13 protein-coding genes are annotated in these 13546 nt (G+C 43.4%); 4 read left to right on the forward strand and 9 right to left on the reverse strand.

What is annotated here, in order from left to right; translation table 11 throughout:
* The first annotated feature begins 135 nt into the window (after nucleotides 1-135).
* A complete protein-coding gene (locus MKY42_RS21585; protein ID WP_064636780.1) occupies nucleotides 136-459 on the forward strand; it encodes a DUF2627 domain-containing protein in 324 nt (107 codons plus the stop codon).
* Between the two features lie 186 nt (nucleotides 460-645).
* Nucleotides 646-993 carry a potassium channel family protein gene (locus MKY42_RS21590; RefSeq protein ID WP_024630972.1) on the forward strand — a complete coding sequence of 116 codons (348 nt, stop codon included), beginning with the start codon at nucleotides 646-648 and terminating at the stop codon, nucleotides 991-993.
* An 8-nt stretch (nucleotides 994-1001) separates the two neighbouring features.
* Here MKY42_RS21590 and MKY42_RS21595 read toward each other — a convergent pair whose 3' ends face one another.
* A complete protein-coding gene (locus MKY42_RS21595; RefSeq protein ID WP_064636776.1) occupies nucleotides 1002-1214 on the reverse strand; it encodes a hypothetical protein in 213 nt (70 codons plus the stop codon).
* Nucleotides 1215-1398: 184 nt separating this feature from the next.
* On the opposite strand from MKY42_RS21595, the gene MKY42_RS21600 reads away from it, so the two are divergent.
* Nucleotides 1399-1992, forward strand: coding sequence for a thymidine kinase (locus tag MKY42_RS21600; RefSeq protein ID WP_024630974.1), 594 nt, complete (start codon nucleotides 1399-1401; stop codon nucleotides 1990-1992).
* 223 nt (nucleotides 1993-2215) lie between these two features.
* Here the strand turns inward: MKY42_RS21600 and MKY42_RS21605 are convergent, their stop codons facing one another.
* From MKY42_RS21605 to MKY42_RS21625, 5 genes are all read right to left on the reverse strand, one after another.
* Nucleotides 2216-2692 (reverse strand): hypothetical protein, encoded by a 477-nt coding sequence (locus MKY42_RS21605; RefSeq protein ID WP_024630975.1) that lies wholly within the window; start codon nucleotides 2690-2692, stop codon nucleotides 2216-2218.
* Between the two features lie 538 nt (nucleotides 2693-3230).
* On the reverse strand, nucleotides 3231-3875 hold the full coding sequence (locus MKY42_RS21610) for a hypothetical protein (protein ID WP_339844548.1): 645 nt from the start codon (nucleotides 3873-3875) through the stop codon (nucleotides 3231-3233).
* Nucleotides 3876-4101: 226 nt separating this feature from the next.
* Nucleotides 4102-5139, reverse strand: coding sequence for an NAD(P)/FAD-dependent oxidoreductase (locus MKY42_RS21615; protein WP_090900749.1), 1038 nt, complete (start codon nucleotides 5137-5139; stop codon nucleotides 4102-4104).
* Nucleotides 5140-5297: 158 nt separating this feature from the next.
* A complete protein-coding gene (locus MKY42_RS21620) occupies nucleotides 5298-7259 on the reverse strand; it encodes a helix-turn-helix domain-containing protein (protein WP_339844552.1) in 1962 nt (653 codons plus the stop codon).
* Nucleotides 7260-7463: 204 nt separating this feature from the next.
* Nucleotides 7464-9473: an AraC family transcriptional regulator gene (locus MKY42_RS21625; protein ID WP_339844555.1), complete on the reverse strand. Its 2010-nt coding sequence runs from the start codon at nucleotides 9471-9473 to the stop codon at nucleotides 7464-7466.
* 468 nt (nucleotides 9474-9941) lie between these two features.
* Here MKY42_RS21625 and MKY42_RS21630 point away from each other — a divergent pair, with 468 nt between their 5' ends.
* On the forward strand, nucleotides 9942-10190 hold the full coding sequence (locus MKY42_RS21630; RefSeq protein WP_179264012.1) for a hypothetical protein: 249 nt from the start codon (nucleotides 9942-9944) through the stop codon (nucleotides 10188-10190).
* Between the two features lie 351 nt (nucleotides 10191-10541).
* On the opposite strand, the gene MKY42_RS21635 is transcribed toward MKY42_RS21630, so the two are convergent.
* The 3 genes from MKY42_RS21635 to spo0A all read right to left on the reverse strand — a co-directional run bounded on the left by MKY42_RS21635 (nucleotide 10542) and on the right by spo0A (nucleotide 13533).
* The gene (locus MKY42_RS21635; RefSeq protein ID WP_257031346.1) at nucleotides 10542-11522 is read right to left on the reverse strand and encodes a GGDEF domain-containing protein; all 981 of its coding nucleotides are present in this window, start codon (nucleotides 11520-11522) and stop codon (nucleotides 10542-10544) included.
* A gap of 19 nt (nucleotides 11523-11541) precedes the next feature.
* Nucleotides 11542-12411: an EAL domain-containing protein gene (locus MKY42_RS21640; RefSeq protein WP_339844560.1), complete on the reverse strand. Its 870-nt coding sequence runs from the start codon at nucleotides 12409-12411 to the stop codon at nucleotides 11542-11544.
* Nucleotides 12412-12717: 306 nt separating this feature from the next.
* Nucleotides 12718-13533 (reverse strand): sporulation transcription factor Spo0A, encoded by an 816-nt coding sequence (spo0A, locus tag MKY42_RS21645; RefSeq protein WP_076291888.1) that lies wholly within the window; start codon nucleotides 13531-13533, stop codon nucleotides 12718-12720.
* Nucleotides 13534-13546: the final 13 nt, after the last annotated feature.

Below are 13546 nucleotides of genomic sequence, written 5' to 3' on the forward strand. Positions count from 1 at the left end.
CTCCCCTTGAGCAGTCAACTCAAAATTTGAGCCTGAAACGCATGGACAGCTTCTGGAAACCAAGCTATGATGGAATCAGGTATGACCTGTAAGCGCAACCTTTATTTTACGTCAACCTCAGGCAGAAGGAGTTTAATGGTGATGAATACTAGACTGATCTTTGCACGATTTGTGGCGATTATTGTTCTGGTCATTCCCGGGTTAATGGCAATGAAGGGTTTTCTGATGATGAAGGACGCCCTTTTCCTGTATTATGCCGAGCATGGGAACGAGCAGATCTCACCAGGTTTTCAATGGCTCTCCTTTGGTGGAGGACTTGTCCTGTTCGCCGCAGGCATGAGTTTTCTGGGAGGCTGGATTCTGTTCCGTGACCGCAAGCGTAATTATGTAGGCCCCCGTTTTCGTTCAAAAAGCGCACCCTCAGCCGACAAAGCAGAGACGCCCGGTACGACTTCCTGAGTCCGGGCTTTTTGTCATTTTTTCTGGCTACGCAACATTTCAACTTCCGAACTTTACATCTGCCTTTATATACGGTACTCGATCAGGTATAATGCTTATTTATTCAAACACGTATTTTGCATAAATTCAGAGTTAGCATCTTGAATATGCACAATGCCCACTCTTCCATAGACAGGATGGATCAACATGGTCTCATTTATCATTACGCTAAAAAGATTGCTTAAAGGCATTTTTCATGCCTTCAAGGACCAGAAGTTCCTGGCTCTGTTTGTATTAACTGCGGCGACACTTCTCTCGGGCACGTTATTTTATACCCGCGTTGAAGGGCTGCACTGGATTGATGCCCTCTACTTCTGCGCAGTAACGCTAACCACGGTGGGACATCCGGATTTTGTACCATCAACCGGATTCGGCAAGGCTTTTACAGTCATCTATATGTTTGCAGGTATCGGCCTCACCTTCGCCATGATTGCCAGAATTACAGCAGGTATTCTATTTCCCCGCAAATTGCAGACAGAAGAGAACCCGGAGTAGTCCCCGGGTTATTCGTATAATGCATCCCGCAGCTTTGTAGACATACGCGACTCTTTGGAAGAGGACTTCAGAATCGTTCTGCGTAACGTCAGATTACTGGCTTGCAGCCGCTCCGCTTCAGCGAACAAGTCTGCAAACAACGCCTGCGCAGCTTCGTCCAGGACTGACTGTCCTTTCAAACGTTCATATCGTTCTTGTAATTCGGATAATGCTTCACTCATCGTTAACACCTCTTTTCAATCGCTCCTGGCTTATGCACTACACTGCCGTAACCAACAGCTTAACAATCCATATAGTAACACAAAGCTGCTCAGATTAGTTCTGGCTCTTACTAAAGATTTTGTGGTACTCTGTAATGGTCGCTTTTTTTTGTTGAATCCCGTATGTGAGAGGAGTAGCAGAACTGTGCAAACAGGACGAATTACCGTAATTACAGGACCTATGTTTAGTGAAAAATCCGGTGAACTCATTCGCCGTTGTCAGAAATTAATTCAATTTGGCCGTAAAAAGGTCGTTGCTTACAAACCTGCCGAAGATGATCGGTTTGCCCAAGACGAGATTGTTAGCCGTATCGGCTATCGTCTGCCTGCTCATTCCATTCCCCGGCAATTGACCCCGGAATCCGTAGAAATGATCCTGACTCAAACCAAAGATGCTGATGTTGTTGCCTTTGATGAAGTACAATTTTTCAGCAGTGCCATCATGGAACTGGTCTCCGAGCTAGCCTACTGTGGCAAACATGTCATTGTGGATGGATTGAATATGGATTACCGTGGCAAGGAATTTGGATATGTAGGCGGTTTGCTCGCCATGGCGGATGACATTGAGAAACTGTCGGCATTCTGTGCCGTATGCGGAAGCCCGGATGCGGCTTTCACCCAGCGTATCGTTAATGGAGAGCCTGTAACGCTTGGACCAGTCGTCATGATTGGCGATTCAGAAGCTTATGAGCCGCGCTGTCGCTGCTGCTTCATTCCTCCTCACAAAGTTGAATGCTGAGCTGATTCAGTTTTTCAATGATCAATCTATAGGTTCTGATCGGCGGTATCTGCTGCTACAGGTTTCCTGAGATTTCAAAAAAAGCCCCTGAGGGCTTTTTTTATTATATCTCCATTTTACCAGCATACCCTTAATATACCTCTCCTTATCTTCGTCATTAGCCCTTTCTGTGTACACAAAAAAGCACCGCCTCACAGCGATGCTTCCCATACCTCATCTCCCGCTAGTCCCGGGAAACAAAATATTTGTTGGTCATGTAGTAAGCGTCGCCACGCGACGTTTCTACCATTCCTTTTTTGGCATCCAAAAATACAATTTCTTTGCACTTGGTGCAATACCATTTGGTGCGCTTATATGGAGATTCCGTAACATATGCCGTGCCACATTTGCAATCAATCTTCATTAATAACTCAGTTGATTTATATGCGCTGGACAAACGTTCCATGTTATCCTGCTGCTGTGTAGGCATAATCGTCTGCTGATAATCCGATAAATGATTCTGAACTTTGAAATCTGCTACCAACCCTGCATTCAATCCAAAAAACTCCTTGCCGATTTCGGTCACGAAGCGCTTCTCATTTCTGTAGCAATCCAGCCACTCAATAATCTGCTTATTTGACAGTGGAACCGTACCCTTGATACCGCTGTTTAAGGTGTAGGTCATGATGTATAAAGTATCGTCTTGTCTACCTGAGTACATTAGAATCCTCCTTCGAATACATTTGCTAATGTACTACAAAAACGCTCATAAATCAAAGCAATGTTATTTCCTGAGCGTATCTCTTCCTTATTAAAGGGGCAACATTCCTCGATGTTCCGCCAATGATTTACAAGAACTGCATACACCTGTAACATTTCCCTGGGAAGTCGCATAATGCACAATAGACTTCACTTTTTTACTACAGATGGAACAATAATACCTCCTTTCCTTCCTGGGAGTATAGTCGGATAGGTTTACTACGTTTGAGGTTGATTTGAACCTGCACATAAAGTTGAGCCATTTCATCTCTTTCTCTCTCTTCCTTGTTTGCCTTCTAAGGGGTGAATTGCTTATGTTTAGGCAAAAATTGATCCTGCATTGGTTATGTATACGATTCCAAGTTGTACATGCCTATCTCATATTCTATTCGACGTTTTGAGCCTTTTTCCTGTTTTTGATCTCTATGCATACAAAAAAAACCGACAGAACCCGCCCCTTCCTCTTGTAAAAGTAAGGAACTTCCGTCGGTTAACTAGCCTTATTTATAAAACGTTCCAAGAACCTCCAGCGCGGGTGAGCGCTCAATTCGAAACGGATAGATATATCCCTGATTCAGCTTCACAAACTTTCGGCTCCACAGATCAAGTCCAGATGTAAACTGGTACGCCTGATATATAAATTTGGAACAATAGTTTCGTTCAATGCTGCGCAGATTCGTCTGCAATCGATAGAATTTCACCTGCTTATAATGATCATGCACCCACTGCGCTGCCTTCACACCAGCCTGATTCAAACGGGAACGAAATACAATGAAACGGTCCCCCTCATAAAAGCGGGTAACGTACCATTCCAAGGAATCGGCAAACACAGGTCCATAAGGGTGTACGTGATACACTTTACCGTCGAGTCCAATAATCCCCATATGCCCGGCGTAATAAGTCGATTCCGAACTTGGCGTATATAAAATATCTCCCGGCTCCAGCTTCATCTGGCCCAAAGCGATAATAGGCAAATCCTGATGCAGCCTTCTGGCTGCTGAACGTACGCGCCGGCCTTCCACCAGAAGTCGGTGCATTTTCCCAGCAACAGCGAGATAGACTTCCGACCATTTGATGCGTTTTTTCTCAGGGCCTTTGAACCACCGATGAATGAATGTGGATATACGTTGAATTTCTTTTTTCATAATTGTGCACTCCACTCTAATCTGTTTAACGTTTCTTGATGTTTCTCCTCACTTCTAAGGCTCATTATAGACAGTTGATGATGCATGTTCAATTCCGGTGCCTGTTCTATGTTGTGCAATTTGAGGAGGTTCATACCGAAAATGGAAACAAAAAAAGCAGTTCCGACATCAGCCAGAACTACTTCGTTTGATTTGAACAATTGGAGTTGAATTATATGAAGAGATTCTATTCTTCCACAACACCAAGTGCTTTATTTTTCTCCTTGAAACGGCTGTTATGGGAAGACACATAGGCAACTTTCTCTGCCTCAGGGTCCATATACAGTTTTGCACTGTTTACCGCGAGGGCCGCATCCGTAAATGTACCAGCAATCAGATACAGTTTACTTCCATAATCTACAAAGTCTCCTGCAGCGAAGACGCCTGGAATATTCGTTTGCAGCTTCTCTGTTGTGGTGACATGCCATTCACCAAGATCAAGTCCCCAATCCCGGATCGGGCCAAAATCACTCTTCATGCCATGGTTGACGATAATCGCATCCACATCAAGAACTTCACTCTCACCTGTCTCAACATGGGATATCGTCACCTGTTCGATGATCTCCCCACTTTGACTATGTAGGGTATCAACGGCGTATGGTGTCCGAATATCTACTGAGGATTCTCTCATCCGCAGTACATTGCGCTCCAATCCACCAAAGCGGTCACGACGATGCACCACCGTCACTTGTTCTGCCAGTGCTTCAAGCTCATTGGCCCAATCGACAGCGGAGTCACCCCCACCAGAGATCAGTACCCGTTTGCCACGGAAAGGTTCAAGCTCCTGTACTGTGTAGTGAAGGTTCGTAACCTCATAACGGTCAGCGCCTTCAAGCTCCAGTTTGGCCATTTTATATATACCATACCCGATCGCCAATATGACGGTACGTGTCCAGTGTTGTTCTCCTGTATGCGATGTCAGCAGAATTGTGCCATCAGGCTGACGTTTGAATCCTTCAATTTGCTGTTCGAACACAATCGTTGGCTCAAACGTTCTCGCCTGTTCTTCCAGCTGTTTAATCAAATTTTCACACAGAATCGGGGTAACGCCGCCAACGTCCCAGATCATTTTCTCTGGATAAAAGAGCATGCGACCACCCAATCTATCCTTCGCCTCAATCAACTTGGTCTTCATATCACGCATCCCGCTGTAAAATGCAGAATACATGCCGGCAGGTCCCCCGCCGATAATTGTTACATCATATAATTCCAAATGCTGATCCATGTAGTTACCTCCATCAGTTCGATCCAAACCACTCGACTATTTGATATCGATTCTCATTATCACTCTTTTCCTAGTCTAATGGGAAACTTATCAAATTACAATGGCTAAAATTCAAACATTTCTTATACAAAACTACCATCGGTTTGATTATCTGTTGATTACTTTACTTTGGGAGCTGCGAGTAGATGCTCGACAACAAAATCGATTTGCTTGTTGATGGAATAGATATCCGAGTAATAGAAGAAATCAAAATCAATCTCGATTAGACGGCCTTCTTTGATAGCGGGTATGCTATTCCAGATTGGATTATCGTTAAGGTTATCTGCCCCTTCATATACCGAACGAAACACGTAGTCTCCCATATACTCAGGAAGAACTTCCATGGACAAGGTCGAACCTGCAGCGTCGGAAACGGCGTCAATTTTTTTCTGGACCGCTTCAGGTGCTTTCATTTCCAAGTACTCGTATATAGCCTGAGATCCTCGGCCGTATTGCTTACTTTCTACAATGACCATCTCTTTCAGCCCACCCTCGACGATGGAGGCCGTTTTGTCCAGTATACCTGCATCAGCAAGTTTTTTCTTGCTCTCTTCAACTTTACTGTTAAGATTGTCGATTAAAACGTCTGCTTCCTGTTCTTTGCCGAAAATGCTAGCGATACTATGAAGTCTTTCTTCCGTTGTCATTTTCTCATATGGGACATACACAGTTGGTGCAATATCTTTTAATAGCGTGTAAGTCTCTTCTGAAGGAACAATGATCAAATCCGGGTCCAGATCAATGACAGCCTCAGGGTTTGGTTCGAACCAGGTGCCTAGTGAATTTACCCCTTCAAGCTCATTCTTATATGCAGCCCCATCAAATACGTCAGACGTCGCAATAGGCTTAATTCCAAGCGCTACAACATCTCCTTGAAGATAAAGTACAACCACCCGTTTAGGATTTGCCGGGACAACAACATCACCTTTAACCGTGGAGACCGTGCGTGTTCCATTTTCATTGTTCGTTTGACTACCTGAATCTGATGATGAAGATGCGGCTGTGCTCGTAGATGAGTTCGTATTCGTACCTTCCCCCGTAACTGTTGTTGTTGCAGAGCCAGCGGAGCATGCCGATAAAAGCATTGTGATGCTTAAAAGTGCAACCAAAATCATGCTGGAGCTTGTTTTTCTTCTTTTCATTGATGTAGACCCTCCGTCTATATATTGATAATGATTCTCATAATCAATATATCCTCGCTTCCATCTCCAGCCAATGGATGATTCGGAGAATTGTAATGGACGATCCTCTGCCAGGGTCTGGTTCCTTATTTTCTGCTGATAGAGTGTGGGGGACAGGCCCACATGTTTTTTGAAAATACGGCTGAAATAATACACATCCGTGTATCCCACTTCTGCCGCGATTTCGCGCAGGGTGGCATCGGATCGCACAAGCAGATTCCGGGCCTTGGTCAGTCTCGTTTGAATGAGATAATCAATCGGACTGTGTCCTGTCTTTCTTTTAAATTGCATAGATAAATGACGGGAGCTGTAGTTGAATTGTTCAGCCAGAAAATCCAGAGTCACCTGTTCCCTATAATGCTCCTGGATGTAGCGAAGTGTTTGCTCAATAGGGTCTGGAAGCACTGTTCTGACTTCCTGCTCTGCCAATTGAAACAACAGCTCATGAATAAATTGGTAGAACAAACTTTTTACTTGTAGCAAGTCCAGTCTGCTCGCCTGATCCCACGCTTTCTCCAGTTCTTCAAAATAGCGCAATATAGCAAGAGGATTGCTCGGCGTAAATCCATATTGCAAAGAGAAAGGAGCAATCTGAGGAGGTTGTGACAACCGCCATGTTTTACGATGAGTTGGGAACGCAAGGAATGCCCTGTAGAACAGCAAGTAATATTCAAACTTTTCGCTCACCCGAATATCCAGTGATGATCCTTTACCACCATGGAGAATATAGAATCGCCGTGCTTCGTGTGTTTTGCCATCCAATTTAAGTTGAGCTGCACCCCGAATGCTGTAAATAAAAGCGTTTGCCGGAAGCAAATAGGATTCCTGTATCTCCCCTGCCTCCAGGACGATTCGGCGTATATCCAGAATTTTAACAGCCGCGTGATTCCAGCTATTCATCTGTTCGTTTAATTGCATCGATTACTCTCCAATCCCAGTCTTACCAGGAACAAAGACCTTGTACAAGTCATTATTCTGCCAACCATCCTTAACTGAAGCGTTATGGTGGTTCACTATTATTCCTACATTATAGTTGATAATAATTTTCATTATCAACTGTATTTTGACCAGGACTCAATTTCACCAACTAGTGATCCGAAAGATTTACTTTTTTTCCGTTGTCTTTGTAAACCAAGCTGCCAATTCCTCGGTCTGATCCAACGTTGCAATGGGGTCAAAGTACCATGAACGATCCGGGCTCCAGATAAACACACGATCATTCTTGACGGCATCAAGCGAACTCCATACCGGCTTGGATTTCAATTCCTCTACAGTCAGGTTGTCTGCCGTAAGAATAATGTAATCACCAGCAAATTCGGGTATGGATTCGGACGAGACTTCAACAAGCTGATCTTTCATTAAAATCTCTTTTTTGTCAGCCGGAGGATTCAATCCGAGAGCACTGTACACAGCCTGACCTCCACGCCCAAAATTATCACCAAAGGCTAATGGTGCTTTATCATAAAATTGCATAACTGATACTTCTGCATCTGCGTCGATTGCTTCACTTACACGCTTCTTGGCATCCGCAATTCGTCCGTCGTAATCGGCCAACCATGACTCAGCCTCTTTTTCTTTGTTCAACGCTTTACCGAAAAAAGCGATCTCTTCATGGGTATTTTTCAACTCTCCATAAGGAACAACAAGCGTAGGCGCAATTTTGCTAAAAGAATCAAACAAGTCAGGATCACCCGTGACAATCAGGTCTGGTTGAAGTTCCAACACCTTTTCAAGAGAAATGGTTTCGTATTCACCAATATTCTCTACGTCCTCAAGTGATTTGATAAAATAGGGATTCTTCAGATTCATTTCCGGTGTACCGACTGGTTTGATTCCCAAAGCAATCAGACTTCCCAAATATAAATCCACCACAATTCGCTTAGGTTCAGCCGGGACCGTGATATCTCCTTTGACCGTCGAGATAATCCGAGGCTCGGAAGTGCTCGATTGGCTGTCTGCCGTTACTGTGCTGGTGGCACTCGAAGTCCCTTTGCTTCCGGCTGTTTCTCCTCCAGAATTACTAGTTGCCCCTGTCGAGCAGGCACTCAGCAGTAAAGTGAGACTTAATAAAATACTAAGCAGCATTCCCGTTCTTGTCTGTCTATTCATGTACAATGACCCTCCGTGTTTATATTGATAATGATTATCATCATCGTTATAAACATACCTTCCAGCTCTTCCACTGGAAATGTCATTTCGCGCCAAGGTCGATGTCAGATCAGGCCATTTTAGGGTTACAGATGTTTTCTCCTTGAACTGAAGCGGAGAAACACCTGTATGTTTTTTGAACATACGTCCCAGATAATATCCGTCCGGATAACCGATGCCTGCTGCAATCTCATCCAATGTAGCGTCGGTATGCAGCAGCATCTCCTTGGCCTTGAACAAACGGAACTGAATCAAATAATCGATTGGACTATAACCCGTGGCCTGCTTAAACTTGCGGGACAGACTTCTGGGACTGCTGCCAACCTTCTCTGCCAAAACATGCAACGTCAATGGCTCCGCATAAGATGATTCCACAATTTCGATGACTTTGCTGACCTGATCCGTAACGGAATAGCGAGATGCAGCATGAGGAATTTGTGCTGATACTTGCTCTACAAAAGGATAAAACAGGCTTTTTGCCTGAAAATGATGTATGGGGTTCTTTTGATTCCATAACGTGTATATCTGTTTTACTTGCTCATACAGCACAATTGGTGACTTGGGGGCAAAACCATAGGTTAGCTGAAATGGGTTCATGTGCTCCATCATGTTGCCCAAATCGGTTCTTCCTCCACTTGGCAGACTTACTTTGTACATAAGGTAAAACAGGTTCAATCCGGATTGTCCAGCTTCAATATGCAGCACGCTTCCCTTTCCACCATGGAGAATATAAAAACGACTCACTTCATGCTTCTGGTCGTTTATGGTCACATAGGCTTTACCCTGGATGGTGAACACAAATGTGCTCGCAGGAAATTTATAGGTTAGCTCCTCAGTTGGCCTTAACTCCATATAACGTATATCCGCAATACTCACAGCAGCATAGTTCCAGAGTATGTAATAATTATTCCACATTTCATTAACCCAACTCCGTCTAATAAATTGACTAAACAGTCCTTCACTCATTGATAACCATTATCATTTATTATTAACAAGTAAGCAACACACAAGTGAAAGTCAACTTATTCGTCAGGGTATCTTCATTTGCTTCTCGTAACATTTCATATATGTAAGTAGCCACGATATAACTATGAAAGGGAAAAGATTATGAATTCAATTTGACCTGCCTCCAAAAGCAGCTTCACCTCAGGGAGTCAAGTCTCCAGTAGAGATAAGGAAATTCAGGGACTTATGAAACAAAAAATCAGGCTTAATGAAGAACTGCAATCTGTCAAATCTAATGATCAGTTGGACTCCATAATTTAGGCAGAACGAGTTAAATCTATAACGAGTTTCATCCAACAGGTCGATAATCAAATCGCTCAAATCAAAAGTGAGGAGATTACAAGAAAAAATAAATTGAAACAGTCTGAGCAACCCAATTAACAACAGCCTCAACCCTCTGAGCTCACTGACGAAAATCAGGCTCCGGCAATGGGGCATCTAATCAAACATAGCCAGACTTATGATCAGTTAGGCAAACTGGTTGGTTTGCGTGATCGCATGCACGGGTCCATTCAAACATTAGAAGGAGAAACCCGCTTAGACCGGATCGTTCTCGATTATGACACAGGAAACGACATGGGCATGTCGATGATGCTGGAGAACGCAGAACAAACTGTTTTTCAAATGAAACGTGAGATGGTCCAAGAGATTGATTCTCAAATCCGTAAGGTTGGTTGATCAGTCTATCGGGGAAAAATTAAAAGAAATCAACCAACCGGTACCAACAAAAAGCTATCCATTCTACTCCACCATCTCATGCAGATGAAGATCAGGAAGTAAATAAAGAGAACAAAGCTGAAAATAAATCGAAGATTTCCAATGCTATGCAGAATGATAAAGACCCAGGAAAAATTCAAGAGACTCAATCCAATGCATCCCCTGTTCCATCCTATACATCGCTCGGCATTCGGGTTTAATTAGATTACATAATGGATAACTATTCTCCAATAAAAAACCGTTATTTACAGGTCTCTTCTACCTTTAAATAACGGTTTTTTCCGTATCTAATGTTTTTCCCGACATTACTGGTTATACGGCTTCCTCATTCCCACAAATAATGCTGCCATTTACCGATTTACATACTTTTTTAATCCGGGTCGCCTCACTTACAATTTGATCAATGTTTTCATACTGTTTTCTACGGTTCGTGACCACAGCGATCGACACCGATACAAGCGGGATAGCTCGGTTCAGTCCAGAACGCCCTTCGCCCAAAACATACTGTTTATCCAAGTCCTCCTGATTGTAAAACGCTCCCTTGATCTGCTCAAAACCTGTTATCACCTCTTCACAAACGTGCCTAAATTCATGATGATTTAATATCACAATAAAATCGTCTCCACCGATATGGCCAAGAAAAGCCTCTGGAAAAACAAAAAGCTTCCGGAGCAGGTTAGCAGTAGCTTGAATAAGCTGATCCCCCATTTTGAACCCATAGCTATCATTGTAGGATTTAAAGTGATCCAAATCTATGTATAGAACACTAAAATAATCAAGCTGTAGTAACTGATCCAATCGTTCATCTATAATTCGGTTACCTGGAAGACCTGTCAAGGGATTCATGAATATCGCCATCTCGGCTCGAACATCCGCAACAGCAAGCAGCAGACGCCGGATACTAACTGCTCCATACAAAACGCCTTCAGCTGTTATAAGCACTAGATCGTATAACTCTTCTTCAGATCGATTCATAGCCAGAACGCTTACGTCCGTAATCTGTTCAGCGTAATCGACAACCAGTGCCCGCGCGTTCATAACCAGTTCCACCGGGCGACCCATATACAAATTATAGCCGTACTGTGTACCAATCTGCTGGAAGAAACGAGCTCGCATCATTAATGACACCCCTTGTTCCCCCATAACCGCCACACCTTCCAGATTGGGATTTGATTTAAAAAGATTGTAGACGATATCACATTTTGTTTCAGGCGCTACTACAGGAATCGTATCGGCTATCTCACCTATTTGCGTAAATATACCATTCGCCTCCTCTATACCTAGCCATACCATCTACTTTTTAAATCCTTAATTACCCGGGAAAAGATAAGGGAGACGGCCTTAATACTGTATCAGGTCTTCCGAGTGCGTAACCCTGACCGTATTCGATACCTTCACGTCGCAAAAATTGAATTTCCTCGTAACGCTCGATGCCTTCCGCAATGATACTGGTCCCCGAGTCGACAGCAAATTGTTTAAGAATCCTTACAATGTGCTGCTGATCCGAATGTGTGTCCACTCGACTAATCAGCGCTCTGTCCAATTTAATAAAATCAGGTTTTAGACTTACAATCGCCTTCAGACTGCTATACCCGGAACCCGCATCATCAATGGCAATCCGAAAGCCCTGTGAGCGATAATTCGAGAGTATGCGTTCGAATTCTACATAGTCCTGGACTGCCTGTTTTTCGGTTAGCTCGAAGACCACTTGCTCAGGGGATAGACCATAACTGTTCAATAGACTGATTGTTTCTCCGCTGCGGTAAGTAGAATCCGCTAAAACTTGAGGATGTATATTTAAAAAAACAACGGTACTGTCGGGATAACATTCTGTAGTTAAAGAGTCTCTGAATCTTTCAATCGAAATCTCACGACAGAAGCGTTCAAATGTGAACACCTGATCCGTATGACCAATGAATTGATAAAAAGATTCTGCATTTGGAAAAAGATCAGATATGGGAGGACGGTTTAATATCTCGTATCCAAGACATCGCCCGTCCTGCAGATTCAAAATTGGCTGAAAATATGTAGTAAGCATTCTATTACGCATAATTTTTTGCAGTCCGGTGAATTGTCTGTAACTAAGCATAGAATGTTGAAGTGATTTATGTACATATTTCAGCGAATTGTATAGTTCATTTATGTAGGCACAGAAAAAAGTCGTTCTCTTCATATAATTCATCCTTTATACCTATAATGTGGATCTTGTCAGTGGTCACATCGTACCACTTTCTTGCTGAGAAAGCGTTAACTGCAAGTAAAAGTTTGTAAAAAATTTCACCATTCAAAAATTTATATCTGAGAAAGCCTCACTACAGCCACTCCTGTTTAATAAAGATTGCTTCATTTTTCTAAAAAGGAATTCCATATTATTCGCGCAAAAAAACACCACGTTCTAATGGTCTTGGAAGACTCAATAAAAACGTGGTGTTCGCTTATGTGTAAATAAGTATTTATTGGGTTCAGGTGATCGTTATTCCTGATCCTTTCAGGACACCTTATGCTCAATTCTCAGCTTGTCAGCAACCATCGCGATGAATTCGGAATTCGTCGGTTTCGACTTGCTGATGTTGATCGTATAGCCAAACAGGTGGCTGATGCTGTCGATGTTGCCACGTGTCCAAGCCACTTCAATGGCATGACGGATGGCTCGTTCGACGCGAGACGGCGTTGTTTTGAACTTTTCGGCAATCGCTGGGTACAGGGTTTTGGTGATGGCACCCAAAATTTCGATATTGTTATACACCATGGTGATGGCTTCGCGTAAATACTGATATCCTTTAATATGCGCAGGAACGCCGATTTCATGTATGATGGACGTAATGCTTGCATCCAAATTTTTGTGTTTACCCATCGGTACTACGTTGGACTTGTTCATAAACATCGATGAACCGCCACCACCACCTGTGGAGATCGTAGTTTGCGTGCCCACCAGTTGACGCACACGATTCGCGAGCACTTCCATGTCAAACGGTTTCAGGATGTAATAAGAAGCTCCGAGTTGCACGGCACGCTGCGTGATATTCTCTTGTCCGAAAGCCGTAAGCATAATGACTTTGGGCTGTGGAGACAGATTCAGGTTGCGCAGACGCTCCAAAACACCAAGTCCATCCAGGTGAGGCATAATAATATCCAGAATGAGTACATCCGGTACATCGCGAGTCTGCTCCAGCAACTGCAGCACTTCTTCTCCATTGTATGCAATTCCGGTTACTTCCATATCTTCCTGTTCGGATATATATTCGGCAAGCAAATTCGTAAATTCACGATTATCATCGGCCAGCAATACCTCAATTTTTTGCAAAACGGTATCCTCC

The organism is Paenibacillus sp. FSL W7-1088 (assembly GCF_037969855.1).
Classification (GTDB): Bacteria; Bacillota; Bacilli; order Paenibacillales; family Paenibacillaceae; genus Paenibacillus.

Bases quoted from the DNA above. Each gene is read 5' to 3' on its own strand.
- MKY42_RS21585 (WP_064636780.1), top strand. From the start codon at position 136: ATGGTGATGAATACTAGACTGATCTTTGCACGATTTGTGGCGATTATT.
- MKY42_RS21590 (WP_024630972.1), top strand. From the start codon at position 646: ATGGTCTCATTTATCATTACGCTAAAAAGATTGCTTAAAGGCATTTTT.
- MKY42_RS21595 (WP_064636776.1), bottom strand. From the start codon at position 1,214: ATGAGTGAAGCATTATCCGAATTACAAGAACGATATGAACGTTTGAAA.
- MKY42_RS21605 (WP_024630975.1), bottom strand. From the start codon at position 2,692: ATGTACTCAGGTAGACAAGACGATACTTTATACATCATGACCTACACC.
- MKY42_RS21610 (WP_339844548.1), bottom strand. From the start codon at position 3,875: ATGAAAAAAGAAATTCAACGTATATCCACATTCATTCATCGGTGGTTC.
- MKY42_RS21615 (WP_090900749.1), bottom strand. From the start codon at position 5,139: ATGGATCAGCATTTGGAATTATATGATGTAACAATTATCGGCGGGGGA.
- MKY42_RS21620 (WP_339844552.1), bottom strand. From the start codon at position 7,259: ATGAATAGCTGGAATCACGCGGCTGTTAAAATTCTGGATATACGCCGA.
- MKY42_RS21625 (WP_339844555.1), bottom strand. From the start codon at position 9,473: ATGAGTGAAGGACTGTTTAGTCAATTTATTAGACGGAGTTGGGTTAAT.
- MKY42_RS21630 (WP_179264012.1), top strand. From the start codon at position 9,942: ATGGGGCATCTAATCAAACATAGCCAGACTTATGATCAGTTAGGCAAA.
- MKY42_RS21635 (WP_257031346.1), bottom strand. From the start codon at position 11,522: ATGGTATGGCTAGGTATAGAGGAGGCGAATGGTATATTTACGCAAATA.
- MKY42_RS21640 (WP_339844560.1), bottom strand. From the start codon at position 12,411: ATGAATTATATGAAGAGAACGACTTTTTTCTGTGCCTACATAAATGAA.